Raw genomic sequence first — 24,394 nt, forward strand, 5'->3', positions numbered from 1 at the left:
ACCCGAACCCCCAGCCCGGCGCAAAACCACCGAACCAGAAGATCCACAAAGAAGAGAAGCACCGGCGACCAGCCCGCACACACAACACAACCACCAAAGTGATCGAGAAGGAGTGCGCCGAACCGCGCCGACACCAGAAGATTACCAGGGTCCGGCACCGCCATGACCCAACTCGTGAGAAACGCCGGGGGCTCCGGGTCTATTCCCCGATCACCGCCGCGGCTCCAGAGGCCAGGCCCCGCCGCGTGAAACGGCGTTCCCATCACGGTTATCCACAGGCCGGCAGCGAGGAGCCTGGGCGGAACGATGCCGAACATAGACTTTGGCGGGTGAGCGACATGCCGCCTGTAGCGAAGAAGGTTCCCCTGAAGCGCACGCATCACGGTGACACCGTCATCGACGAGTACGCGTGGCTGCTCAAGAAGGACGACCCCGACACCATCGCATACCTGGAGGCGGAGAACGCCTACACCCAGGAGATGACCGGCCACCTGCAGGATCTCCAGGAGACCATCTTCAAGGAGATCAAGGGCAGGACGCTGGAGACGGACCTATCGGTGCCCACCCGGAAGGGCGCCTGGTGGTACTACTCCCGGACGGAAGAGGGCAAGCAGTACGGCATACAGTGCCGCGTGGCCGCCGACGGCGACAGCCCGCCGCAGCTGGAGCCGGGCACCTCGCTGCCGGGCGAGCAGGTGATTCTGGACGGCAACGAGCTCGCCGGAGACAGCCCGTTCTTCTCCATGGGCACGAGCGCCCTCAGCCCGGACGGCACGAAGCTCGCGTACTCGACCGACTTCTCCGGTGGCGAGCGCTTCACCCTCCGCTTCAAGGACCTGGAGACGGGAGAGCTGCTCCCGGACGAGATTCCGGGGGTCTTCTACGGCGGCGCCTGGTCGGCCGACGGCTCGAGGTTCTTCTACACCACGGTGGACGAGGCCTGGCGTCCGTACCGGATCCACCGCCACAGGCTCGGCTCCACCGATGACGTCGTCGTCTACGAGGAGGACGACGAGCGCTTCTGGGTGGGCATCGGCCTGACCCGCAGTCAGCGCTACCTGCTGCTGACCTCGGGTAGCAAGATCACGAGTGAGGTCCGGGTCCTGAGCGCGGACACCCCGGACGGCGAGTTCACGGTGGTGCGTCCGCGGCAGACCGGCGTGGAATACGGGTTGGAGCACGCGGCCGACCGTTTCCTCGTCCTGCACAACGACGGCGCTGTGAACTTCGAGCTCGCCAGTGCTCCCATCGACGATCCGGGCAACTGGACTCCACTCATCGAGCACAGGGATGACACCAGGCTGCTCGATGTGGACGCGTTCAAGGACCACGTCAGCGTGCACTTCCGTCGTGACGGCCTCACGGGCATCAGAATCCTGCCGGGCGACGGCGGCGAGCCGTACGAGATCTCGTTCCCGGAGCCGCTGTACGACGTCGCGCCGACCGGCAACGTGGAGTTCGAGACCAACCGGCTGCGCCTCAGCTACACGTCCATGATCACCCCACCGTCGGTGTACGACTACGACCTGGGCTCGCGCGAGCTGATCCTGCTCAAGCAGAGGGCGGTCCTCGGCGGCTACGACCCGGCCGACTACGAGCAGCACCGCGAATGGGCCACCGCCCCGGACGGCACCAGGATCCCGATCTCGATCGTGGTCCGGAAGGACACGAGCCGGCCCGCTCCCACCCTTCTCTACGGCTACGGCAGCTACGAGTCGTCCATCGATCCCTACTTCTCGGTGGCCCGGCTCTCACTGCTCGACCGGGGGTTCGTGTTCGCGATCGCCCACGTGCGCGGGGGCGGCGAGATGGGCCGCCGGTGGTACGAGGACGGCAAGCTGACCAGGAAGAAGAACAGCTTCACGGACTTCGTGGCGTCCGCGCGGCATCTCAAGGCGGCGGGATGGTCCGGCAAGATCATCGCCCGGGGCGGCTCGGCCGGTGGTCTGCTGGTGGGCGCGGTCGCCAACCTGGCTCCGGAGGAGTTCGCGGGGATCGTCGCCGAGGTTCCATTCGTGGACGCGCTGAACACGATCCTCGACCCGTCGCTGCCGCTCACGGTGACCGAGTGGGACGAGTGGGGCGATCCCCTGCACGACCCCGAGGTCTACGCGTACATGAAGACCTACTCGCCCTACGAGAACGTCGACGGTCGGCCGTACCCGCCGATCCTGGCGACCACCAGCCTGAACGACACCCGGGTGCTCTACCACGAGCCGGCCAAGTGGATCGCCCGGCTGCGCACCACCGCACAGGGAGGGCCGTTCCTGCTGAAGACCGAGATGGGCGCCGGCCACGGAGGCCGCAGCGGCCGTTACGACGCCTGGCGTGAGGAGGCGTTCGCGCTCTCCTGGATCCTCGACCGAGTTGGAGTGACCGAGTGAGCTATGTGGCAGCCGAGGGCCGATATGGGCCCATGCCGTACAACCGGACCGGACGGAGCGGGCTGAGGCTGCCCGCGGTGTCGCTCGGGTTGTGGCACAACTTCGGCGACGACAAGCCGATCGAGACCCAGCGGGCCATCCTCCGCCGGGCCTTCGACCGCGGAGTCACCCACTTCGATCTCGCGAACAACTACGGTCCGCCGTACGGCTCAGCGGAGATCAACTTCGGGCATCTCTACCAGCAGGATTTCGCCAGGTACCGCGACGAGCTGGTGATCTCCACCAAGGCCGGGTACGACATGTGGCCCGGTCCCTACGGCAACTGGGGCTCGCGAAAGTACCTGCTCGCGAGCCTCGACCAGTCGCTGAAGCGGATGGGCCTCGACTACGTCGACATCTTCTACAGCCACCGCTTCGATCCGGAGACGCCCCTGGAGGAGACCATGGGGGCGCTCGCCCACGCGGTCCGGTCGGGCAAGGCGCTCTACGCGGGCATCTCGTCCTACTCCCCGGAGCGGACCCGGGAGGCCGCGGCGATCCTGCGGGACATGGGCACGCCGCTACTCATCCACCAGCCCTCCTACTCGATGCTCAACCGATGGGTCGAGAACGGGTTGCTCGACGTGCTGGAGGAAGAGGGCGCCGGCTGCATCGCGTTCTCTCCGCTGGCGCAGGGCATGCTGACGGACCGCTACCTGAACGGGGTCCCGAAGGACTCGCGGGCCGCCCAGGGCAAGTCTCTCGATCCGTCCCTGCTGACCGAGGAGAGCCTGCGCCACGTCCGGCGGCTCAATGAGATCGCCGGGCGGCGCGGGCAGTCGCTGGCGCAGATGGCCCTGGCCTGGGCGCTGCGCGACCCGCGGGTGACGTCGGTGCTGATCGGCGCGAGCAGCGTCGAGCAGCTCGACGACAGCCTCGACGCGGTCAACCGGCTCGACTTCACCGAGGACGAGCTGGCCGCGATCGACAAGGACGCCGTCGAGTGCGGCATCAACCTCTGGGCCGCTTCCAGCGCGCATTGAGCGTCCACGAGCCGCGGCGCCCCGGCCGGCGCGCCTGCGCCGCGGCTCGTGACCACGCCTCTCCGGCGGGCAGCGACGCCCGGCCGGCGACGCGGTTCAGAGGGCGTTCTGACGCTGGAGGTAGGCGAAGGAGGCCCAGCCGGGCAGGACGGGGAGCCAGAACGTCATCAGGCGGAACAGCAGCACGGCCGAGGTGGCGATGGGGCCCGGCACGCCGGCGACCTGCAGGCCGAGGGACAGGGCGTACTCCACCGCGCCCAGCCCGCCGGGTGTCGGAGCGGCCGAGCCGATCGCGTTTCCGGCCAGGAACACCACGGCGACGGCCGTAAAGCTGGCCTTGCCGCCGAAGGCCTGCACGCAGGCCTCCAGGCAGATCACGAAGCTGAGGGTGAGCAGCAGGGTCCCGCCCACCGCCTCGAGAACCTTCTTGGGCGACTGCACCACGTCAAGCAGCCGGGGGATCACCCCCGAGAACATCGCACGCAGGCGGGTGGTCAGCACGCGGCGCAGCGGCCGTACGGCGAGCACGATCAGGAAGAGCACCGCGACACCGAGCAGCACGACGAGCAGGCCCCGAGACGGGGTGAGGGACGGCGCGGCCTGTGTTCCGGTGAGGTAGCCGAACAGCAGCAGCAGCATGATGTGCATGGCCAGGCCGATGAGCTGCGATGCCCCCACGCTGGTCACCGCCGCGCCCGGCGGGACGCCGCGCTTTTGCAGATAGCGGGTGTTGAGCGCGACGCCGCCGACCGCGGCGGGCGCGACCAGCTTCACGAACGACGCGGCGAGCTGGGCCAGGACCGTACGGCCGAGGGGCAGCGGCTCGGGCACGAACCCGCGCAGCATGATCGCCGCCGCGACGTAGCTGAGAGCGCCGGCGATCAGCGCGACGCCGCTCCACGCCCAGTTGGCCGTGGTGAGGACGGTGATCAGGTTGACCCGGCTGAGCTGGGTCAGCAGGAGATAGGCGCCGAGCGCGCTGACGATGATCGTTACCAACGTGCGGGGGCGGAACCGCTCGAGCCGCACCTCCCGGACCTCGGCCTGGGGCTTCAGCGCGGCGATCTGCTCGCGGATGGCGGGCAGGAGCTTCCTGTCCCGGCGGGCGGCCGTCCGGGTCTCCCGGCTCAGCGCGATCCGCTGGAGCAGCGGCATCGCGCCGGCCAAGGTGTCCTCCCCCAGCACCTTCGCCGCCGACGCGACGGAACGCTCGGCTCCCACCCGCGTGCCGAGGTAGGCGAGGAGCTGGGCGATGTCGAGCCGCAGCAGCAGGTCGCCGGCCGCGATCTCGCCGCTGCGGGCGTCCACGAGGTAGACGTTCCGGTGAGCGTCGACGTGGATGCTCTCGCCGGTCAGGTGCCGGTGGGCCAGGCGGTGCGCGTGCAGCAACCGGACCTGCTCCCACATCCGCGCGAGCAGCTCGTCGTCGAAGTCCTCGTCGCGCAGCTCGCTCACCGGCCTGGTGTCCACGTGCTCGTAGGCGAGCAGCGCGGCCTCGGTACCGACCTCGCTCGTGCCGAGCAGGCGCGGCAGGCGCACCCCGGCGGCCTGCGCGGCGTACGCCATCAGGGCCTCGCGCTCCAGCTCGGCGCGCAGCGAGCGGATGGCCCTGCGGCGGGTCTCGCTGTTGAGCAGGAAGCGCCGCCACAGCCGGTAGAGGACGCCGGCCACCTGCCGGTCCCGGTCGAGCACGGTCACGTCGATCCGCCGGTCGCCGTCGAGGCCGACCAGGTAGCGGCGGCTGCCCGAGCTGTCGTCCTCCACTCGCCTGGCGGTGACCGGCGTGAAGCCGAGCCTGCGGAGCGCGGCCAGCACGGCGCTGCCGGGCGGCCTGGTGTTCGCGCTGCCGATGCCGTAGAGCGTGCCGAACCCGACGGCGAGGCCGACGACGTAGGTGAGGATCACGCCGAGGGCGGTGACCTTGGTGGCGGTGAAGAGCGCGAAGACGTCGAGGGCCAGCGCGACCCACATGAGCGCCCGCCAGTGCGGGCGCCGGCTCATCCGCACCGCCGTGGCGTACGCGATGGCGGGGGTCAGCACGGTGTTGAGCGGCTCGACGTCCCTGCCACCGGTGAGCAGCTGCACCAGATCGGCCGGGCCCGCCTGGACCAGCCACTCGTCCAGCGCGTACGACACGAGCAGGGCGAGGATCGCGGCGATCAGTCCCTGGGTGACGCGCATGCCGTCGCGGTGGAAGACCCGCTCGACGGCGAACGCGACCGGGACGATGAGCACGGCGACGCCGCCCAGCAGCCCGGCGGCGGCCGACAGCACCTCGGGGGCGCGGCCGGTGCCCGCCTGAACGTCGGTCTCCAGGCCGTTCAACGTGCGTTGCAGGGCCAGAGCCATCAGTACGACGGCGCCGAGGGCCAGCAGCGTGAGCAGAAACCGCAGTGCGTCGGAAGGACGGCGGATCCGCTGCGGCAGCAGAGGCTCGACGACGAGGACAGCTCCCCGGCCAGGAGTGTCCAGCGTTATGTCCTGCTCCTTGATGCCTCTCACCACCAGCGATTCTGTGCGATCTTCGCACTCGGTGTCCACAATTGACGGCATGCGTATATCCCTGGCCTCGGACAGCCTCGACGGAATCGCGTCGGTGCTTGCGGCCGAGGTGGAACGGCGCGGCCATTCAGTCACACTCTATGGAGCGCTGGCCCCCGGCGATCGGGCCGATTGGGCGTGGTGCTGTTCCACCGCGGCGAGAGACGTCGCGGAGGGCCGATCGGACCAGGCCGTGGTCTGCTGCTGGACCGGAACCGGCGCGTCCATGGCGGCCAACAAGGTGGCGGGCGTGCGGGCGGCGCTGTGCGCCGACGCCGCCACCGCCGCCGGCGCCCGCAAATGGAACGACGCCAACGTGCTCGCGCTCAGTCTCCGCCTCACCTCCCCGCAGATTCTGACGGAGATCCTGGACGCCTGGTTCGCCGGGGCGCCCAGCGCCGATCCCGAGGACGCCGCGAACATCGCGTACCTGCGGGAGATCAGGTGATGCCGGCCGCCGGCCGGGTTGTTACCGTCGATGGCATGAGCACGCCTCTTCCCGTTCTGGGCGCCTGCCCGCTCGACTGCCCGGACACCTGCTCCTGGGTCGTCACCGTCCGCGACGGCGAGGCCGTCGGACTGCGCGGCAACCGCGACCACCCCTACACGCGCGGGGCATTGTGCGTGAAGGTCAACCGCTACCTGGAGCAGGTCCGCTCGGCGGACCGCATCCTGCACCCGTTGAAGAGGGTGGGGCCGAAGGGAGCGGGCCGGTTCGAGCGGATCAGCCTGGACCAGGCGCTGTCGGAGATCGCCGCCAAGCTGACGTCGATCGTCGAGGAGCACGGCGGCGAGGCGATCTGGCCCTACCAGGGCACCGGGACGCTCGGGTACGTCCAGGGCGAGTCGGGCAATGCGGGACGGCGGTTCTGGAACGCCCTCGGTGCGTCCCGTCACGACCTCAACATCTGCGCCCGTGCGGGGAACGACGGGCTGCGGTACGTCAACGGGACCCCCGGCGGCATGGACCCCGAGACGTTCGCCCTGTCGCGGCTCATCCTGCTGTGGGGCACCAACACGCTGACCAGCGGCCACCACCTGTGGAAGTTCGTCCAGGACGCCCGCGCCGCCGGGGCGTACGTGGTGGCGATCGACCCCATCCGCACGCGTACGGCCGACCAGGCGGACGAGCACCTGCCGATCCGGCCGGGCACCGACGCCGCGCTCGCCCTCGGTCTGCTGCACGTCGTGCTGGAGGAGGGCGCCGAGGACCGCGCGTACATCGAGGAGCACACGACCGGCTGGGACGAGTTCGAGGCCGAGATCCGCAGACACCCCCCGGCGCTGGTGGCGGAGATCACCGGCCTGCCCGAGGAGCGCATCCGCGCCCTCGGCGTACGGCTCGCGCACACCCGGCCGACCGGCATCCGGGCCACGATGGGCATCCAGCGGCACGCGGGCGGCGGGGCCGCGATGCGGGTGATCGCCTGCATCCCCGGCGTCACCGGCGACTGGCGGCACCCCGGCGGCGGCGTGGCCTACTCCACCTCGGGGTACGCGCCCACCGGCCCCGATCCGCGCGACGACCTGCTCCCCCACCCCGTGCGTACGCTCACGATGACCCGGCTGGCCGACGGGCTGGACGAGTCGGTCAAGTGCCTGTGGGTCTACGCGGCCAACCCGCTGGGCTCGACCTCCGACCAGAACCGGATCAGGGCGGCGCTGGCGCGGGAGGACCTGTTCACGGTGGTGATGGAGCAGTTCCCGACCGACACCGTCGACTACGCCGACTACGTGCTGCCCGCGACCATGCAGATCGAGCACCTGGACGTGCACCACGGCTACGGGCACATGTACATGGTGTGGAACGAGCCCGCCGTCGAGCCGCCGGGCGAATGCCTCTCGACGACCGAGACCTTCCGGCGGCTCGCCCGGCTGATGGGACTGAGCGAGCCGTCCCTGTACGACACCGACCTCGAACTCGCCGAGCAGACGCTCGCCCAGGCGGGGATCTCCGTGGAGGAGTGCCGCAAGCAGGGCTGGGCGCGCCTGCGGGTGGCCGACCCGTTCGTGCCGTTCACGGAGGGCTTCCCGACGCCGAGCGGGCGGCTGGAGTTCGCCTCCGAGAAGGCCGAGGCCGCCGGGCTGCCGCGTGTCGCCGGCTACGTCCCCTCGCTCACGGCCCGTACGGCTCCAGCCGACCGGCCGCACCCGCTCGTCATGATCACTCCGGCCGCGCACACGTTCCTGAACACGCAGTTCGCCAACAACCCGGAGCTGCGCAAGCGGTCGAAGGGCCCGCGGGTGCTGGTCAACCCGGCGGACGCCGCTTCGCGCGGACTCGTGGACGGGCAGGCCGCCCGGGTCTTCAACGGCAACGGCGAGTTCAGGGCGTACGTCGAGGTCAGCGACCGGGTGGCGCCGGGGGTGGTGGCGGCGCCGAAGGGCCACTGGCCCAAGCTGTCGGCCGGCGCGAACCCCAACGCGCTCGTGGACGAGAGGGACGCCGACATGGGCCGGGGCGCCGTCTACCACGACAACTTCGTCGACGTCGCCCCGCTGTCACAAGCCGAGCTTGAACCCCTCGTGTGAGGCCGTGAAGCCCAGCGCGCCGTAGAAGCGGTGGGCCTCGGTGCGGGCCTTGTCGGAGGTGAGCTGCACCAGCGCGCAGCCGCGTTCCCTGGCCCGCTCGACGGCCCACCGCATCATCTCCCGGCCGATCCCCCGATTGCGGTGGGGCACGGCGACCCTGACCGCCTCGATCTGCGCGCGCTCGCCTCCCTTTCGGGACAGCCCCGGGATGTAGGTGAGCTGCATCGTGCCGACGACCTCGCCGTCCGCCTCCACGACGATCAGCTCGTTGCGCGGGTCGGCGTCGACGGCCTCGAAGGCGGCGTAGTAGTCCGGCTCGCGCGAGGACGGCCTGGCGGCGGAGACCGGGTCGTCGTTGATGAGGCCGACGATGACGGGGACGTCCTCGCGCCGGGCCGTACGAAACTCGAGATCCATGCCGGGGAGCCTATGGTGAATGGCCCCTCGCCCGGCGACGGCGGCGGGAGGACTCCCTGACCGGGTGGCGTCAGGGGCGGCTCAGGGTCTTCCCCGATGCCGCAGAAACGCCCAAACAGGCACGCTGAAGTCATGAACGAACTGACCCGCATGGACGAGATGTCCTTGGCCGGCGCGGCCCTGCGCGGCGCGCCCTGGCGAGCCGCGGCGACGTCCGGTGGGGCGGTCGCGGCCACGAGCTTCCTCCTGGGCGTCATCCTGCCCGGCCCGGCCGACCTGACCTGGGCACTGTGCGCCGGGATCACGGTGTTCGCCCTCGTCGCGGCGATCGGCGCGATCTCCAAGCCGGACGTCGGCGACCGGGTGACCCGGCAGGCCCGTCTCTGGGCGCTGCGCCACCCCTGGCGCTTCTCGCTCTATCCGGGACTCGGCGCGGCGGCCCTCATGTATCCGGTGCAGCTCGTGATCGACCGCGAGGGCGTCTTCGGCTCGGCCTGGGACGCTCTGTGGGGCGGCGCGCTCGTGCTGGTGATCACCAGCATCCTCACGTTCTCGATGCGCGGCCGGGCCAAGGGCGCCTGAGGTCAGGCCTCCCGCTCCGCCGCGCTCCGGCAGACGCAGAACTCGTTGCCCTCGGGGTCGAGCAGAGTGACCCAGCCGGCGCCCTCCGGGGTGCGGTGGTCCTCGTACGGCTTGGCCCCGAGCGCGAGCAGCCGCTCCACCTCCTGGTCGCGGGTGCGGTCGCCGGCGGGAGTCACGTCGAGGTGCAGGCGGTTCTTGACCGTCTTGCCCTCGGGCACCTGGATGAAGAGCAGGTGTGGAGGGCCGTCGGGACGGTCCAGCATGACCTCGTCGTCGTCCGGCTCGGAGTCGACGAGCGGCCAGCCCAGGGCCTCACTCCACCACTGGGCCAGCTCGTACGGCTGGGCGCAGTCGACTGTCATCGTGTAGATCTCAATCACGCGCCCAGCCAACCCCGACACCGGTGAAAGTGTCAAGCAGGTTACGCTGCCGTCCGCCGCGGCCGCAGGGCCTGGACGAGGCCAACCGCGGACACGATGGCCCAGACCCCCTCCAGCAGCAGGAATCCCCAGTCGTCGTCCGCGTACGCGAGCCACGCGAGCACCGCGGAACCGACGAGGTTGAGCACGAGGTAGATCTTCGAGCGGTTGTCGAGGACGTTCATCTGGGAGAGCAGGAACGCGCCGAGAATGAGGACGGCGCCGACGATCTGCAGAACTTGGTCCATGTCCTTCCGCCCACCGTCTTCGCTGGGCCGGGTACGGCGGGCTCCTCGTCCGGGAGGGCCGCGGATCACGGCCCTCTCGCCATGACCATACCGGTCATACCTCACCATTCAGTGCGATCTGTGGCACAGACCATGGATAACTCCGGTTACCCGCGGGTAGCATTCGGTTTAGAGTTACCGACCAGTACGTTACCCCCGGGTTCGGTTCTAGGAGCGCACAGAGATGGGTCACTACAGGAGCAACCTCCGCGACGTGGAGTTCAATCTCTTCGAGGTGTTCGGGCGCGGGGAGATCCTCGGCACCGGGCCGTTCGCCGAGGTGGACGAGGACACCGCGCGAAGCGTGCTTGACGAGGTGAACCGGCTCGCCACCGGCCCCATCGCCGAATCGTTCGAGGACGCCGACCGCCACCCGCCCGTCTTCGACCCCGCCACCCACAGCGTGACCATGCCGGAGAGCTTCAAGCGCTCCTACAAGGCGTGGATGGACGCCGAGTGGTGGCGCCTGGAACTGAATCCGGAGCTCGGCGGCACGCCCGCCCCGCGCAGCCTCGTATGGGCCATGGCCGAGATGGTGCTCGGCGCCAACCCCGCCGTGTGGATGTTCGCCTGCGGCCCGGCCTTCGCCCGTCTGCTGCACGACCTCGGCACCCCCGAGCAGAAGCGGTTCGCCGAGCTGGCCGTCGAGCGGGGCTGGAGCGCGACCATGGTGCTCACCGAGCCCGACGCGGGCTCCGACGTCGGCGCCGGCCGCACCAGGGCGATCCGGCAGCCCGACGGCACCTGGCACATCGAGGGCGTCAAGCGCTTCATCACCAGCGCCGAGCACGACATGGCCGAGAACATCTTCCACCTCGTGCTGGCCCGGCCCGAGGGCGCCCGGCCCGGCACCAAGGGGCTGTCGATGTTCCTCGTGCCGAAATACCTGGTGAACGTCGAGACCGGCGAGCTCGGCGAGCGCAACGGCGTGTACGTCACCAACGTCGAGAAGAAGATGGGCCTGAAGGTCTCGACGACCTGCGAGCTCACGCTCGGCGAGAAGCACCCCGCGATCGGCTACCTGGTCGGCGACGTGCACGACGGCATCCGGCAGATGTTCATGGTCATCGAGCACGCCCGCATGATGGTGGGCGCCAAGGCCATCGCCACACTGTCCACCGGCTATCTGAACGCGCTGGACTTCGCGAAGAACCGCGTCCAGGGCGCCGACCTCACCCGCTCGGGCGACAAGACCGCGCCGCGCGTCACCATCACCCACCACCCCGATGTACGCCGCGAGCTCATGCTGCAGAAGTCGTACGCCGAGGCGATGCGGGCGCTGGTCCTCTACACGGCGACGATCCAGGACCAGATCCAGATCGCGGAGTTCGAGGGCCGCCGCGACGAGGCCGCAGAAGCGCTCAACGACCTGCTGCTCCCGCTGGTCAAGGGCGTCGGCTCCGAGCGGTCGTACGAGATGCTGGCCCGCTCGCTGCAGACCCTCGGCGGCTCGGGCTTCCTGCAGGACTACCCGATCGAGCAGTACATCCGCGACTCGAAGATCGACTCGCTGTACGAGGGCACGACCGCCATCCAGGGCCAGGACCTGTTCTTCCGCAAGGTCCTGAAGAACCAGGGCGCGGCGCTGGGGTCGCTGCTCGGCGAGATCAAGGCGTTCGCCGCCTCGGAGGCGGGCAACGGACGGCTGAAGGTCGAGCGCGGCCTGCTCGACGAGGCGGCCGACGAGGTCAAGGCGATGGCCGACACCATGGCCGGCTGGGCGATCGCCTCCATGGAGACGCCGCAGGAGGTCTACAAGGTCGGCCTCAACACCACCAGGTTCCTTCTGGCTCTGGGCGACCTGGTCCTGGGCTGGCTGCTGCTGCGCCAGGCCGGGGTCGCTCTGAACGCCCTGTCCGCCTCGGAGGAGGACAAGGTGTTCTACACGGGCAAGGTCGCGGCGGCCGCGTTCTTCGCCCAGACCGTGTTGCCCCGGCTGGCCGCCGAGCGTCGCGTGCTCGCCGCCACCGGCCAGGACCTCATGGAACTGCCCGAAGAGTCCTTCTGATCCGGTTCTGCTGTAGGACGGCCGCCGCCCACGAGTTGGTGCGGCGGCCGTACCGCGTCCGGGGCCGCACCGCGCCTGTTTCTGGGCCGCACCGCGCCCCCGGGCCGGTCAAGTGAACGCGGGAGGCGGTGCGGCGGTCAGGGAAGGAACGCTCCCAGCGGTCGCGGACCGTCAGGCGGACGCCGGGAGCGGCCGGGCGGCGCCGTCATCGTCGGTGTTGACGGTGCGGAGCAGTTCCTCACGCTCGGGGGTGTTCTCCGGCCGGATGAGGCCGATGAGGGTGAACAGCACCAGCGAGGTGGCCACCGGCGCGGCCGTGGACACGGCGGTCGACAGGCCGCTGATGCCGTAGTTGGTGAGCCAGAAGACGAACAGTCCCGCCGCCCAGGAGACCAGCGCGGCCGTGGGGCCGGAGCGGCGGAACAACGGCAGCATGCCGAGCAGCAGCGGGATCGAGATCGGACCCATGAGCCCGGCCACCCACTTGATGACGACCGTGATGATGTCCTTCAGCACCGGGCTGTTGACCTGCGTGGCCACCGCCATCGACAGCGCGATGAACGCGACCGTGGTGACCCGGGCCGCGACCAGGCCTGCCCGGGTGTCCCAGGCCCGCGCCGCGCGGGACAGCACCGGGATCACGTCGCGGGTGAACACCGAGGCGATCGCGTTGGCGTCGGAGGAGGCCATCGCCATCGTGTGCGAGAAGAAGCCGGCGATCACCAGGCCGAGCAGGCCGTGCGGGATGAGCTGGGTGGTCAGCAGCGCGTAGGAGTCGCTCGCGTCCGGCTTGGTCGCGTGGACCAGCAGCGGCGCGGCCCACATCGGGAAGAACAGCAGCAGCGGCCAGACCGCCCACAGCACGGCCGACAGCCGGGCGCCGCGGGCCGCCTGCGCCGCGGTCGGCGCGGCCATGTAGCGCTGCGCCTGGTTCCACATGCCGCCGTTGTACTCGAACGTCTTGATGAACAGGAACGCGAGCAGGAACGTCACGGTGAACGGGCCGTTGAGCGGGTTCGCGTGGTCGGGCGGGAGCCGGTCCCACATGTCGCCCACCGCGCCGATGCCGCCGAGCTTGGCGAGGACGGCGAAGAGCATCACGACACCGGCGAGAAGCTGGATGACGAACTGCCCGAAGTCGGTGAGCGCGTCGGCCCACAACCCGCCGACCGTGCAGTAGACGGCGGTGACGACGCCGGTGATCAGGATGCCCTGGTTGAGCGACAGTCCGGTGAACGTCGACAGCAGGGTGGCGATCGCGGCCCACTTGGCGCCGACGTCCACGATCTTCAGCAGACCGCCGGACCAGGCGAGCGCCTGCTGGGTCGGCACGTTGTACCGCCTGGCGAGGAATTCCAGCGGGGAGCTGACCCTGAGCTTCGACCGGATCCGGTTCAGCCGCGGCGCGAACAGCACCGAGCCGATCGCGACGCCGATGGCGATCGGGAACGCCCAGGTGACGTAGGAGGTGACGCCGTAGAGGTAGGCGATGCCGGCGTACCCGGTGAACATGACGGCGCTGTAGCCGGACATGTGGTGCGAGATGCCGGCCAGCCACCAGGGCATCTTGCCCCCGGCGGTGAAGAAGTCACTGATATTGCCGATACGCCGGTGCGAGTAGACGCCGATCGCCACCATGACGATGAAATAGGCGCCGAGAACGTACCAGTCCAAATGGTTCACGCGCGTCGTACCTCCGGGTGAACGGCGGCACCCGGACCGACAACCGCCTGGCCTCGTTACGATGCGCCCGCCTCCCGGCCGTCGTCAATGGCGGGTCCGCAGGTCACGGACGTACACGAGGGCAGGTCGCGGCCGTGACGCAGGTCACAGTATGTTCATATTCATGAACTAGCTTCGCGTATCTGAATCGTTATCGCGAACGGCCTTGCCCTCATACAGGCCGGGGGGTGAAAGTGTGCGGCGAAATGAGATTCCAGCAAGCGGCACACAACGGACCCGTCACCGCCTGGCATCGGTGATCGTCCGGCACGGCACGTACGCGGACGGAGGACGAGGGGCGCTACCCGCCCGCCCTCCGGCCTGGCATGCCCTCAGAGGGTGTACTGCACCGCCGCACGGGCGGCGAGGATCGGGGTGATGCACTCGTCGATCACGGCCCGGTGGGCCGGGTGGTCCCGGTAGACGACGTAGTCCTCCGGGGAGTCGAAGTCGGCGACCACGCCGAAGGAGAAGTTGCCCTGATTGACGCCGGCGTCCGGGCCGATCCGGTAGGCGCGCAACTCGGGGATGACGTCCGGCAGCCCGCCCAGACGCCTGGCCACCTCCGCACGCTGCTCCTCTGTGGCGTCATCGGTCCACTTCAGCAGCACAACGTGGCGGAACATGCACTCCCCCTGGGACGAGGCTCACGCGGCCCCCATGGCCGCGCCGTGACGGCGTTCATCTTCTCATCCCCCACGTCCGCGAAGCGGACCGCCGCCCCGCGGATGCCGGCGCCCCCGGCGCCACGGGAACCTCGCGCGGAAAACGCGGCGTTTCGTGTCCTCAAAGCCAGTGCCACTCGACGGAGGCCCGGCCGCGCCGTGCGGCGAGCCATTCGCGGAAGGCGGCCTCGCCCGCCGCGGTCAGTGTCTCCGCGTCGTCCCGCGCCGTCCGGCGCTCCAGCACGATTCCGGTCAGATAGCCGTCGCCGTACGCCGTCGGCCCGATCAGCGTGTCGTGCGGGGCGTGCCGCAGGGGCGCGGGCAGGTCCCTGGCCCACCGCTCGCCCACCGTCACCACGGCCTCCCCGCAGCCGATCAGACCGCCCAGGCCGCGCAGCAGCTCCCCGTTCACCGGCTGCGAGCCCGTCACCCACAAGGCGTGTACGCGGCCGAAGTCGCCGGGGTGTGCCGCGAGGTGGCCCGGCGCGAGCTCGGCCTCCATTCGCCGCCGGAAGCGCCGCCGCCGCGCGATCCCGGCGATGAACGCCTCGAACTGGTCGCCGGACAACGGCGTCTGGGCCAGCCAGGCCAGGGTGGAGGCGCGGTCGCGCAGGCCGTGGCCGGCGCGGAATTCCTCGGCGGCGGCCCGGAGGTCGGCGTCGTCGAGCGGCTCGCCGTCCTCCAGCGTCTCGTTCATCAGCAGGCACTGATCGACGATCTCGTCGAGCGGGCACCGCTCGGCATGATCACCGTACGACCGCCCGGGCGGCAGCATGAGCGCCTCGGCGACGCGCAGACGCACCCGATCCACCGTGACCAGGTATCCGGTGGCCCGGTGAGCCGCGGGCTCGTCGTCGCCGGGCGGGGCGGACCCGGCCGCCGGCCCGGCCGTACGGCTGCGGCGCAGGTCGCGCAGCAGTTCGACGGCATCGGCGAGGACCGCGGCGACCGCGCTCATGGGTACGGCCGTCATGCCGGCGACCGGCCGCCGGCGAAGGACGCCGTCACCCGCGACCTGGGGGAAAGCTCAGCGCTGTCGCACCAGGTCGCGGGGACGCCCGGGCGCTCGATCTCCGGGAGGACGCGGCGCACGGTGACGTCCCGCCGGTCGCTCAGGATGAGGATCACAGGCGAACGCTAGGAATCCGAGCTTGAACCTCACTGGTTCGAATCTTGCATCCGACTTGCGTGCTCCCCGTTCAGCTCCAGGCGAGCATGCGGAGGGGATCCTCCAGCATCGCGCCGACGTCGCGCAGGACGTACGAGCCGAGCTCGCCGTCGACCACGCGGTGGTCGAACGACAGCGCCAGCGTGGTGACCTTGCGGACCGCGAGCTGCCCGTCGACCACCCAGGGCATGTCCCTGATCTGGCCCACGGCGAGGATCGCCACCTCTCCGGGATTGAGGATCGGCGTGCCCGCGTCGACGCCGAAGACGCCCACGTTGGTGATCGTGATCGTGCCGCCGCTCAGCTCGGCCGGCTGGCACTTGCCCGCCCGCGCCCGCTCGGTGAGCTCGCCGAGCGCCCGGGCGAGTCCGGGCAGCGACATCGCGTCGGCGTCCTTGACGTTCGGCACGATCAGCCCGCGATCGGTGGCGGCGGCGATGCCCAGGTTCACGTAGTGCTTGACCACGATCTCCTCGCCGGTCCACGTCGCGTTGACCATCGGGTGCCGTTTCACGGCGGTGATCAGGGCCTTGGCCACGAGCAGCAGCGGGGAGACCTTGACCTCGGCGAACTCGGGCAGCGTACGCAGCCGCCGCACCGCCTCCATCGTCTCGGTCACATCGACCTGCAGCCACTCGGTGACGTGCGGGGCCGAGAACGCGCTGGCCACCATCGCCTGCGCGGTCGCCTTCCTGACTCCCCTGACCGGGATGCGCTCCTCCCGCGCCCCGGTCTCCCGCCCTGCGGCGGCCGGAACGGCGGCGGGCGTCGCCACCGCGGCCTCCACGTCCGCCCGCGTGATCGACCCCTGGGGTCCGCTGCCCGTGAGGGCAGTCAGATCGACGCCCAGGTCCCTGGCGAGCTTGCGGACCGGCGGCTTGGCCAGGACGCGCGCCCGTGCGGACGCCGGCGAGCCATTGGTTTGGACCGCGCCGGGCGGAACGGGAGCGGGCGGGGCGGAAGCGGACGACGCCGGGACGGGCACGGCGGACGGAGCGGACGGAGCGGACGCCGCCTGCTTGCGGGGACGGCGGCGGGTGGCGCTCGTCTTGACGCCGTACCCGACCAGCACCGGCCGGCGTTCCTCCTTCACCGGCGCCGCGCCGTCGCCCGTGACCGGCACCAGGTCGGCGGCCAGCGCCGCACGGCCCGCGCCGGCGCCGTCACCGCCCTCGCCGCCCGCGCCGTCCTCGACCGCGATGATCGGGGCGCCGACGTCGACGGTCTGGCCCTCGCCGGCCATCAGCGCGGAGACGGTGCCCTCGTACGGGCACGGCAGCTCGACGACGGCCTTGGCCGTCTCGATCTCCACGATCGTCTGGTTGATCTTCACCGCGTCGCCCGGTGCGACGTGCCACTTGACGATCTCGGCCTCGGTCAGCCCCTCGCCCACGTCGGGGAGTCTGAACTCACGGAGCATGAGAAGTCCCTCCCCCTCAGTACGCGAACGAGCGGTCCACGGCGTCGAGCACGCGGTCCAGGTCGGGCAGGTAGTGGTCCTCGAGCCGCGACGGCGGGTAGGGCGTGGAGAATCCGCCCACCCGCAGCACCGGCGCCTCCAGGCTGTAGAAGCAGCGCTCGGTGATGCGCGCCGCCAGTTCGGCCCCGAAGCCGGTGTAGACGGGGGCTTCGTGGACGACGACGCATCGCCCGGTCCGCGCCACGGACTCGGTCAGCACGTCCACGTCGAGGGGGTTGAGCGAGCGCAGGTCGACGACCTCGACGTCCCGCCCGTCCTCCTCCGCCGCCGCCGCGGCCTCCAGGCAGGTCTTCACCATCGGCCCGTACGCGACCAGCGTGACGTCACGGCCCTGCCGTACGGTGCGGGCGCGGTCGAGCGGCAGGCCGGGGGCGGAGAGGTCGACGTCGGCCTTGTCCCAGTAACGGCGCTTCGGCTCGAAGAAGATGATCGGGTCGTCGCAGCGGACGGCGTCCTGGATCATCGTGTACGCGTCCACCGGGTTCGAGCAGGCGACCACCCGCAGGCCCGCCGTGTGCGTGAAGTACGCCTCGGGCGACTCGGAGTGGTGCTCCACCGCCCCGATGCCGCCGCCGCAGGGGATGCGTACGACGACCGGCAGCTTGAGCGTGCCGAGCGACCGCAGCGGCATCTTGGCGAGCTGGGTGATGATCTGGTCGGCCGCGGGGAACACGAACCCGTCGAACTGGATCTCGCAGACCGGCCGGTAGCCGCGCAGGGCCAGGCCGATGGCCGTCCCGATGATGCCCGACTCGGCGAGCGGCGTGTCGATCACGCGGTCCTCGCCGAAGTCCTTCTGCAGGCCGTCGGTGACGCGGAAGACGCCGCCGAGCTTGCCGACGTCCTCCCCCATCACGAGGACCTTGGGGTCGTCCTCCATCGAGCGGCGCAGGCCCTCGTTCAACGCCTTGGCGAGAGTGAGTGTGGTCATCGTTCGAACCCCGCCAGGTAGGTCAGGTACTGCTCGCGTTCCTCGTCGAGGAGTGCGTGGGCGCCGGCGTACACGTGATCAAAGATAGCCCGGGGCGGCGGATCGGGCAGCGCCAGGCACCGGCTTCGCACGTCTTTGCCGAGCGCGTCGGCCTCGGCGTCGATCTTCTCGAAGAACTCCTGGTCGGCGAGCTGGTTCTTGAACAGGTACGCCTTGACCCGCTCGATGGGGTCCTTCAGCTTCCACGCCTCCAGCTCGTCGGCGAGGCGGTAGCGGGTGGGGTCGTCGGAGGTGGTGTGCGCGCCCATCCGGTAGGTGAACGCCTCGATCAGCGTCGGCCCCTGACCCTCGCGGGCGTTGCGCAGCGCGCGGCGGGTGACGGCGAGACAGGCGAACACGTCGTTGCCGTCCACCCGGATGCCGGGGAAGCCGAAGCCGGACGCCCTCTTGTAGAGCGGGATCTTCGACTGCCTCTCCAGCGGCTCGGAGATGGCCCACTGGTTGTTCTGGCAGAAGAACACGACGGGGGCGTTGAACACCGAGGCCCAGATGAAGGACTCGTTGACGTCGCCCTGGGAGGTCGCGCCGTCGCCGAAGTAGACGATCGTGGCGGCCTCGGCGCCGTCGCGCTGGACGCCCATGGCGTACCCGACCGCGTGCAGCGCCTGGGAGCCGATGACGATCGTGTAGAGGTGGAAGTTGTGCTCGGCCGGGTCCCATCCGCCGTTGCTCACGCCGCGGAACAGGGCGAGCAGCTTGACCGGGTCGACGTCGCGGCACCAGGCCACGCCGTGCTCGCGATAGGTGGGGAAGGCCATGTCGGCGTCGGTCAGCGCCCGGCCCGAGCCGATCTGCGCGGCCTCCTGCCCGAGCAGGGACGCCCAGATTCCGAGCTCTCCCTGCCGCTGGAGCGCGACGGCCTCCAGGTCGACGCGGCGGACGAGGACCAGGTCACGGTAGAGGGAGCGGACCTCCTCCGCGGTCAACTCGATGTCGTAGTCGGGATGCTCGATCCGCTCCCCTTCCGGGGAGAGCAGTTGGACGAGCTCCGGGGGTGCGTCTACACCGCGAGGGGCGTCGGCTGTCACGTGCCACTCCTGTGCGTCTCGGGCCCCCGCGGGTGGGGTCACCCCCGCGACAAGGCCGGGTCGTCTCGCGTACGGCCGCTGGGGTGGGCGACCGGGCGCATATGCGGACATAGTGGCAGAAGTCACACCCATTCGCGCAAGACCCCGCCCGCTCGTCCACACTTCTCCGATTCCCGGACTGTAAGACGCCACACCCCCCGGTGCGGCACGCCGGGCGCATGCGGCCGGGTGTGTCCCCCGCCGGGAGCGAGCCCATCGCGGGCGCTCCGGCGGCACGCCACTAGGCTTGACCCAAGCGGACCCACCCGAAACCCGGCGGCCCATCGCAGTGGCGGCCCATCCCAATTGGAGGACCATCGTGGCGCGCGTCATCGTCGACGTCATGCTCAAGCCGGAGATCCTCGACCCGCAGGGCCAGGCGATCGCCCGGGCGCTGCCGCGACTCGGCTTCTCCGGGGTGTCGAGCGTGCGGCAGGGCAAGCGGTTCGAGGTGGAGTTGGACGGCCCGGCCGACGAGGCCGCACTTTCGGAAGTCCGAAAGATGGCCGAAACCCTGCTGGCCAACACGGTCATCGAGGACTTCTCGATCCACGTCGAGGGGTGAAGTGACGCATTACACACCACTATTCCCCCGGCATTTCCACCCCTGATCGGGCATCGGTCCGTCTCGAACCCGCCTATCCGGTGCGCCCTGAATAACGGGGACGTGATTTTGCGGTTAGCCCTGATTCATCGGGGAAACCTACCTTGGTGACCTTCGACACCGGGGAGGGGTCCGGTGGATATTGAGTTCTCACTGGCGATGCCACGGGACGCGATCGGCATCCCGATGGTGCGCCGGGTGGTGGGAGACGCGCTCCGGTCTCTAGGGGTGACCGAGGAGTGCGTGTCCGACATACTCCTGGCCACGTCCGAGGCGTGCGCCAACGCGGTGCGGCACGGTGGTCCCGCCAACCGTTACGAGGTCATGGCCACCATAGGAAACGGCCGCTGTGAGTTGCGCGTCGCCGACGAGGGCGAGGGGTTGCACATGATCCCCCGGCAGTATCCGCCGGCGGAGACCGAGAACGGCCGGGGCATCCTGATCATGCGCGCCGTCGTGGACGATCTCTCGTTCGACATCACGCCCGGGCGCGGAACGACCGTGCGCCTGTGCAAGGAGCTCGACTGGGACGAGGACGCCATCGCCCACCACCTCACTCTCGATCGCCACCTCGCCGGAGTCTGAGGGCCCCGGCTTCACGTCGCGCCGGGCTATGGAGACCCGGCCTGACGGGTGATCGGAATCGGGCCTCCGCCTGGGGAGCCGATTTGGTGGCTCCGATACTCTGAGGTGTACCGCCACAGACCGCCGTCCGGCCAGATGACGGTGGCGTGCGCCTTGGAAGGAAAACTGTCATGAGCGCTGCCCGGGTGGGCGTCGTCACCTTCCCCGGAACACTCGACGACCAGGACGCCGCGCGAGCCGTACGGCTGGCCGGAGCGGAGGCGGTGCCCCTGTGGCACGCCGATCACGACCTCAAGGATGTCGACGCCGTCTTCCTGCCCGGCGGGTTCTCCTACGGAGACTATCTCCGCTGCGGGGCGATCTCCCGGTTCTCCCCTCTCATGACCGAGCTGATCCCGGCCGCGCAGGCCGGACTCCCCGTGCTCGGCACCTGCAACGGCTTCCAGATCCTCTGTGAGGCGCACCTGCTGCCGGGCGCGCTGACCCGCAACGAGGGTCTCCACTACATCTGCCGCGACCAGCGCATCCGCGTGGAGAGCACGCGTACGGCGTGGACGGCGGACTTCGCGGACGGGCAGGAGATCGTGCTGCCGATCAAGCACGGCGAGGGCCGTTACGTGGCCGACGCGGCCACGCTGGCCGAGCTGGAGGGCGAAGGGCGGGTGGTCTTCCGCTACGCCGGGAGCAACCCGAACGGCTCGCTCAACGACATCGCGGGCATCACCAACGCGGCCGGGAACGTCGTCGGCCTCATGCCCCATCCCGAGCACGCGGTCGAGGACCTGACCGGCGCGCCGAGCGTGGACGGCCGCGGTTTCTTCACCTCGATTCTGAAGCGGCTGGTCAACGCATGAGCGGCGAGCGATCTATGAGCACCGATTCCGTGAGGCGCGCGCAGGAGACGCCGGACGAGCGCCAGCCGTACGCCGAGCTGGGCATGAAGGACGACGAGTACCAGCGCGTACGCGAGATCCTCGGCCGCCGTCCGACCAGCTCCGAGCTGGCGATCTACTCGGTGATGTGGAGCGAGCACTGCTCCTACAAGTCGTCCAAGGTGCACCTGCGGCAGTTCGGCACCAAGGCGCCCAAGTCGGAGGCCCTGCTCGTCGGCATGGGCGAGAACGCCGGCGTGGTCGACATCGGCGACGGCTGGGCCGCCACCTTCAAGATCGAGTCGCACAACCACCCGTCGTACGTCGAGCCGCACCAGGGCGCCGCGACCGGCGTCGGCGGCATCGTGCGCGACATCATGTCGATGGGCGCCCGGCCGGTCGCGGTCATGGACTCGCTGCGCTTCGGCGGGGCCGACCAGCCCGACACGCGGCGCGTGCTGCCGGGCGTCGTCGAGGGCATCAGCCACTACGGCAACTGCCTCGGCCTGCCCAACATCGGCGGCGAGGTCGCCTTCGACCCCTGCTACATCGGCAACCCGCTGGTCAACGCCCTGTGCGTCGGCCTGCTGCGCAAGGACCAGATCAAGCTGGCCACCGCCCCCGGCCCGGGCAACAAGGTCGTGCTGTTCGGCGCGCGTACGGGCGCGGACGGCATCGGCGGCGCGTCGGTGCTGGCGTCGGCCACCTTCGAGGACGAGTCGCAGGCCAAGCGGCCCGCCGTGCAGGTCGGCGACCCGTTCATGGAGAAGCTGCTCATCGAGTGCTGCCTGGAGCTCTACCAGGCGGACGTGGTCGTCGGCATCCAGGACCTCGGCGCCGCGGGAGTCTCCTGTGCCACGACCGAGCTCGCCGCCAAGGGCACCGGCGGCATGGAGGTGAACCTCAACCTCGTCCCGCTGCGCGATCCCACGCTGCGGCCCGAGGAGATCCTCATGAGCGAGTCGCAGGAGCGCATGATGGCGGTCGTCGCGCCCGACGACATCCCTGCCTTCATGGCGATCTGCGACAAGTGGGACGTCCCGGCGACCGTGATCGGCGAGGTCACCGACACCGGCAGGCTCGTCATGACGTGGGACGACGAGGTGATCGTCGACATCCCGCCGGGCACGGCGGTCGACGACGGCCCGGTCTACGAGCGGCCGTTCCACGAGCCCGCCGGGCAGGCGGCGCTCAACGCCGACGGCCCGGAGCGCCTGCCGAAGCCCGAGGACCTGCGGGAGACGCTGCTCACCCTGCTCGGCTCGCCCAACCTCGGGTCCAAGGAGTGGGTGACCTCCCAGTACGACCGGTACGTCCGGGGGAACACGGTCCTGGCCCAGCCCGCCGACGCCGGCATGCTGCGGATCTCCGAGGTCCTGCCGGGCGCCCAGGAGACCACCCGGGGCATCGCGCTCGCCACCGACGGCAACGGCCGCTACGCGAGGCTCGATCCCTACACGGGGGCGCAGCTCGCGCTGGCGGAGGCGTATCGCAACGTGGCGGTGACCGGCGCGACGCCGCTCGCCGTCACCAACTGCCTCAACTTCGGCTCCCCGGAGGACCCCGAGGTCATGTGGCAGTTCTCCGAGGCCGTACGCGGGCTCGCCGACGCCTGCCGGACCCTGGGTGTGCCGGTGACCGGCGGAAACGTATCGTTCTACAACCAGACGGGCTCGACCGCGATCAACCCGACGCCGGTGGTCGGCGTGCTCGGTGTGATCGACGACGTGGCGCAGCGGGTCAGGTCCGGTTTCACGGCTCCCGGCCTGCGCGTCCTGCTGCTGGGCGAGACCCGCGAGGAGTTCGGCGGCTCGGAGTGGGCACACGTCGTCCACGGTCACCTGGGCGGGCTGCCGCCTCAGGCGGATCTGGAGGCCGAGCGCGCCCTGGCCGCGGTGCTGACCGAGGCGGCGGCCCGCGGACTGCTGGAGGGCTCGCACGATCTGTCCGACGGCGGCCTCGCCATCGCCCTGACCGAGGCGTGCCTGGCCCAGGGCGTCGGCTGCACAGTGACCCTGCCGGGCGACGACGTCTTCGTCGAGCTGTTCAGCGAGTCGGCCGCGCGGGCGCTGGTGTGCGTGCGGCCTGAGGCGTTCGACGCCGTCGCCGACCTGTGCGCCCGCCACGAGGTCCCCTGCTCCGGGCTCGGCCTCACGGGTGGTTCCGCGCTCAGCGTGGAGGGCGTCTTCGACGTCCCGGTCGAGGAGTTGCGCGAGGTCCACGCGTCCGCGCTGCCGCGCGTCTTCGGCTGATCCTAACGCGGAAGGGCCCCTCCGGACGTGGCGTCCGGAGGGGCCCTTCGTCATGGAGAACCGACGAAGGCCCTTCCGGTAACCCCTCCGGAAGGGCCTTCGCAGTGCCGTACGCCAACGCCTCATCGCGTACGGCAAGCCATGGGAGCGACGAGCGCGGTGGAGCCCCCACGGACTCCACCGGCGAACGTCGGAACGCGGGTTATGCCACCTTCGTGCAGACGGCGTAAACGATGCCCTCGCCGTTGCCGTTGCCCGTCAGCTCGACCTTCCAGCCGTTGCCGCTCATGTAGCTGCCCGTGACGGTCTTGCTGGAGTTGATCTTGAAGCCGCCGCCGGTGACCTTCTCGTCCGCGGCGCAGGAGGCGATTCCGCTGTTCCCCGAGACGAACCCGGTCGCCATCCTCGAGGTCAACGTGGGGGCCCCGCCGGAACCGCCCTGGTTCTGGAGCCACTTGACGAAGTCGGTCTCGTCCTTGGTGCTGCAGGTGCGCCCCTTCCAGATGTCGCAGGCGCTCTTGCCGTCCGTGCCGTCCGTGCCCGGGGTGCCGTTCTTGCCCGCCGGACCCGCGGGACCGGCCGGACCGCGCTCGCCATCCTTGCCCGCCGGACCCGCCGGACCGCGCTCTCCGTCCTTGCCCGGGGCACCCTGCGGACCGCGCTCGCCGTCCTTACCCGCCGGACCCGCCGGACCGCGCTCGCCGTCCTTGCCCGGGGCACCCTGCGGACCGCGCTCGCCGTCCTTACCCGCCGGACCCGCCGGACCGCGCTCGCCGTCCTTGCCCGGGGCACCCTG

21 protein-coding genes, 1 pseudogene and 1 riboswitch are annotated in these 24,394 nt (G+C 70.4%); of the genes and pseudogenes, 10 read left to right on the forward strand and 12 right to left on the reverse strand.

What is annotated here, in order from left to right:
* Positions 1–338: 338 nt before the first annotated feature.
* Both AB0O28_RS38775 and mgrA read left to right on the forward strand, forming a co-directional pair.
* Positions 339–2,384: a S9 family peptidase gene (locus AB0O28_RS38775; RefSeq protein WP_363647872.1), complete on the forward strand. Its 2,046-nt coding sequence runs from the start codon at positions 339–341 to the stop codon at positions 2,382–2,384.
* A complete protein-coding gene (mgrA, locus tag AB0O28_RS38780) occupies positions 2,381–3,406 on the forward strand; it encodes an L-glyceraldehyde 3-phosphate reductase (protein WP_363647834.1) in 1,026 nt (341 codons plus the stop codon). The genes AB0O28_RS38775 and mgrA overlap by 4 nt, the downstream gene beginning before the upstream one ends.
* A gap of 96 nt (positions 3,407–3,502) precedes the next feature.
* Here mgrA and AB0O28_RS38785 read toward each other — a convergent pair whose 3' ends face one another.
* Positions 3,503–5,908: a lysylphosphatidylglycerol synthase transmembrane domain-containing protein gene (locus AB0O28_RS38785; RefSeq protein ID WP_363647836.1), complete on the reverse strand. Its 2,406-nt coding sequence runs from the start codon at positions 5,906–5,908 to the stop codon at positions 3,503–3,505.
* A 49-nt stretch (positions 5,909–5,957) separates the two neighbouring features.
* Here AB0O28_RS38785 and AB0O28_RS38790 point away from each other — a divergent pair, with 49 nt between their 5' ends.
* Positions 5,958–6,395, forward strand: a complete 438-nt coding sequence (locus AB0O28_RS38790; RefSeq protein WP_363647838.1) for an RpiB/LacA/LacB family sugar-phosphate isomerase — start codon at positions 5,958–5,960, stop codon at positions 6,393–6,395.
* A gap of 35 nt (positions 6,396–6,430) precedes the next feature.
* Positions 6,431–8,479, forward strand: coding sequence for a molybdopterin oxidoreductase family protein (locus tag AB0O28_RS38795; RefSeq protein ID WP_363647840.1), 2,049 nt, complete (start codon positions 6,431–6,433; stop codon positions 8,477–8,479).
* Here AB0O28_RS38795 and AB0O28_RS38800 read toward each other — a convergent pair.
* A complete protein-coding gene (locus tag AB0O28_RS38800; RefSeq protein WP_363647842.1) occupies positions 8,450–8,896 on the reverse strand; it encodes a GNAT family N-acetyltransferase in 447 nt (148 codons plus the stop codon). The two genes, AB0O28_RS38795 and AB0O28_RS38800, sit on opposite strands and share 30 nt — an antisense overlap.
* 132 nt (positions 8,897–9,028) lie before the next feature.
* Here AB0O28_RS38800 and AB0O28_RS38805 point away from each other — a divergent pair, with 132 nt between their 5' ends.
* Positions 9,029–9,478 carry a hypothetical protein gene (locus AB0O28_RS38805; protein ID WP_363647844.1) on the forward strand — a complete coding sequence of 150 codons (450 nt, stop codon included), beginning with the start codon at positions 9,029–9,031 and terminating at the stop codon, positions 9,476–9,478.
* A gap of 2 nt (positions 9,479–9,480) precedes the next feature.
* Here AB0O28_RS38805 and AB0O28_RS38810 read toward each other — a convergent pair whose 3' ends face one another.
* Positions 9,481–9,858, reverse strand: coding sequence for a VOC family protein (locus AB0O28_RS38810; RefSeq protein ID WP_363647846.1), 378 nt, complete (start codon positions 9,856–9,858; stop codon positions 9,481–9,483).
* A 41-nt stretch (positions 9,859–9,899) separates the two neighbouring features.
* The gene (locus AB0O28_RS38815) at positions 9,900–10,145 is read right to left on the reverse strand and encodes a hypothetical protein (RefSeq protein ID WP_363647848.1); all 246 of its coding nucleotides are present in this window, start codon (positions 10,143–10,145) and stop codon (positions 9,900–9,902) included.
* A 5-nt stretch (positions 10,146–10,150) separates the two neighbouring features.
* Positions 10,151–10,222: riboswitch (guanidine-III (ykkC-III) riboswitch) on the reverse strand.
* 146 nt (positions 10,223–10,368) lie between these two features.
* On the opposite strand from AB0O28_RS38815, the gene AB0O28_RS38820 reads away from it, so the two are divergent.
* Complete coding sequence (locus AB0O28_RS38820; RefSeq protein ID WP_363647850.1) at positions 10,369–12,192, forward strand: acyl-CoA dehydrogenase; 1,824 nt, start codon at positions 10,369–10,371, stop codon at positions 12,190–12,192.
* Positions 12,193–12,363: 171 nt separating this feature from the next.
* On the opposite strand, the gene AB0O28_RS38825 is transcribed toward AB0O28_RS38820, so the two are convergent.
* The 7 genes from AB0O28_RS38825 to pdhA form a co-directional block, all read right to left on the reverse strand.
* Positions 12,364–13,875, reverse strand: a complete 1,512-nt coding sequence (locus AB0O28_RS38825; RefSeq protein ID WP_363647852.1) for a sodium:solute symporter family protein — start codon at positions 13,873–13,875, stop codon at positions 12,364–12,366.
* A gap of 371 nt (positions 13,876–14,246) precedes the next feature.
* Positions 14,247–14,540 (reverse strand): Dabb family protein, encoded by a 294-nt coding sequence (locus tag AB0O28_RS38830; RefSeq protein ID WP_363647854.1) that lies wholly within the window; start codon positions 14,538–14,540, stop codon positions 14,247–14,249.
* A 160-nt stretch (positions 14,541–14,700) separates the two neighbouring features.
* Entirely contained in the window at positions 14,701–15,552 is an 852-nt protein-coding gene (locus AB0O28_RS38835; RefSeq protein WP_363647856.1) for a hypothetical protein, read from the reverse strand.
* Positions 15,549–15,707, reverse strand: coding sequence for a hypothetical protein (locus tag AB0O28_RS38840; RefSeq protein ID WP_363647858.1), 159 nt, complete (start codon positions 15,705–15,707; stop codon positions 15,549–15,551). Before AB0O28_RS38840 ends, AB0O28_RS38835 begins: the two co-directional genes overlap by 4 nt.
* 71 nt (positions 15,708–15,778) lie before the next feature.
* A complete protein-coding gene (locus AB0O28_RS38845) occupies positions 15,779–17,167 on the reverse strand; it encodes a dihydrolipoamide acetyltransferase family protein (protein WP_363647860.1) in 1,389 nt (462 codons plus the stop codon).
* Between the two features lie 16 nt (positions 17,168–17,183).
* Positions 17,184–18,158 (reverse strand): alpha-ketoacid dehydrogenase subunit beta, encoded by a 975-nt coding sequence (locus AB0O28_RS38850; protein WP_363647862.1) that lies wholly within the window; start codon positions 18,156–18,158, stop codon positions 17,184–17,186.
* Positions 18,155–19,246: a pyruvate dehydrogenase (acetyl-transferring) E1 component subunit alpha gene (gene pdhA, locus AB0O28_RS38855; protein WP_363647864.1), complete on the reverse strand. Its 1,092-nt coding sequence runs from the start codon at positions 19,244–19,246 to the stop codon at positions 18,155–18,157. The genes AB0O28_RS38850 and pdhA overlap by 4 nt, the downstream gene beginning before the upstream one ends.
* 358 nt (positions 19,247–19,604) lie before the next feature.
* On the opposite strand from pdhA, the gene purS reads away from it, so the two are divergent.
* From purS to purL, 4 genes are all read left to right on the forward strand, one after another.
* Positions 19,605–19,850, forward strand: coding sequence for a phosphoribosylformylglycinamidine synthase subunit PurS (purS, locus tag AB0O28_RS38860; RefSeq protein ID WP_363647866.1), 246 nt, complete (start codon positions 19,605–19,607; stop codon positions 19,848–19,850).
* Between the two features lie 174 nt (positions 19,851–20,024).
* The gene (locus AB0O28_RS38865) at positions 20,025–20,474 is read left to right on the forward strand and encodes an ATP-binding protein (RefSeq protein ID WP_169981829.1); all 450 of its coding nucleotides are present in this window, start codon (positions 20,025–20,027) and stop codon (positions 20,472–20,474) included.
* A 170-nt stretch (positions 20,475–20,644) separates the two neighbouring features.
* On the forward strand, positions 20,645–21,328 hold the full coding sequence (purQ, locus tag AB0O28_RS38870) for a phosphoribosylformylglycinamidine synthase subunit PurQ (RefSeq protein ID WP_363647868.1): 684 nt from the start codon (positions 20,645–20,647) through the stop codon (positions 21,326–21,328).
* A 14-nt stretch (positions 21,329–21,342) separates the two neighbouring features.
* Positions 21,343–23,598 (forward strand): phosphoribosylformylglycinamidine synthase subunit PurL, encoded by a 2,256-nt coding sequence (gene purL, locus AB0O28_RS38875; protein WP_363647870.1) that lies wholly within the window; start codon positions 21,343–21,345, stop codon positions 23,596–23,598.
* Positions 23,599–23,800: 202 nt separating this feature from the next.
* Here purL and AB0O28_RS38880 read toward each other — a convergent pair.
* Positions 23,801–24,394: pseudogene (locus AB0O28_RS38880) on the reverse strand (hypothetical protein); the annotation flags it as partial.

Origin of the sequence: Microbispora sp. NPDC088329, assembly GCF_040685655.1 — a bacterium.
Lineage (GTDB): Bacteria > Actinomycetota > Actinomycetes > Streptosporangiales > Streptosporangiaceae > Microbispora.

Excerpts from the sequence above, each read along its gene's own strand:
- AB0O28_RS38775 (WP_363647872.1), top strand. The coding sequence starts at position 339 with ATGCCGCCTGTAGCGAAGAAGGTTCCCCTGAAGCGCACGCATCACGGT.
- AB0O28_RS38790 (WP_363647838.1), top strand. The coding sequence starts at position 5,958 with ATGCGTATATCCCTGGCCTCGGACAGCCTCGACGGAATCGCGTCGGTG.
- AB0O28_RS38795 (WP_363647840.1), top strand. The coding sequence starts at position 6,431 with ATGAGCACGCCTCTTCCCGTTCTGGGCGCCTGCCCGCTCGACTGCCCG.
- AB0O28_RS38800 (WP_363647842.1), bottom strand. The coding sequence starts at position 8,896 with ATGGATCTCGAGTTTCGTACGGCCCGGCGCGAGGACGTCCCCGTCATC.
- AB0O28_RS38805 (WP_363647844.1), top strand. The coding sequence starts at position 9,029 with ATGAACGAACTGACCCGCATGGACGAGATGTCCTTGGCCGGCGCGGCC.
- AB0O28_RS38815 (WP_363647848.1), bottom strand. The coding sequence starts at position 10,145 with ATGGACCAAGTTCTGCAGATCGTCGGCGCCGTCCTCATTCTCGGCGCG.
- AB0O28_RS38820 (WP_363647850.1), top strand. The coding sequence starts at position 10,369 with ATGGGTCACTACAGGAGCAACCTCCGCGACGTGGAGTTCAATCTCTTC.
- AB0O28_RS38830 (WP_363647854.1), bottom strand. The coding sequence starts at position 14,540 with ATGTTCCGCCACGTTGTGCTGCTGAAGTGGACCGATGACGCCACAGAG.
- AB0O28_RS38835 (WP_363647856.1), bottom strand. The coding sequence starts at position 15,552 with ATGACGGCCGTACCCATGAGCGCGGTCGCCGCGGTCCTCGCCGATGCC.
- AB0O28_RS38845 (WP_363647860.1), bottom strand. The coding sequence starts at position 17,167 with ATGCTCCGTGAGTTCAGACTCCCCGACGTGGGCGAGGGGCTGACCGAG.
- AB0O28_RS38850 (WP_363647862.1), bottom strand. The coding sequence starts at position 18,158 with ATGACCACACTCACTCTCGCCAAGGCGTTGAACGAGGGCCTGCGCCGC.
- purQ (WP_363647868.1), top strand. The coding sequence starts at position 20,645 with ATGAGCGCTGCCCGGGTGGGCGTCGTCACCTTCCCCGGAACACTCGAC.
- purL (WP_363647870.1), top strand. The coding sequence starts at position 21,343 with ATGAGCACCGATTCCGTGAGGCGCGCGCAGGAGACGCCGGACGAGCGC.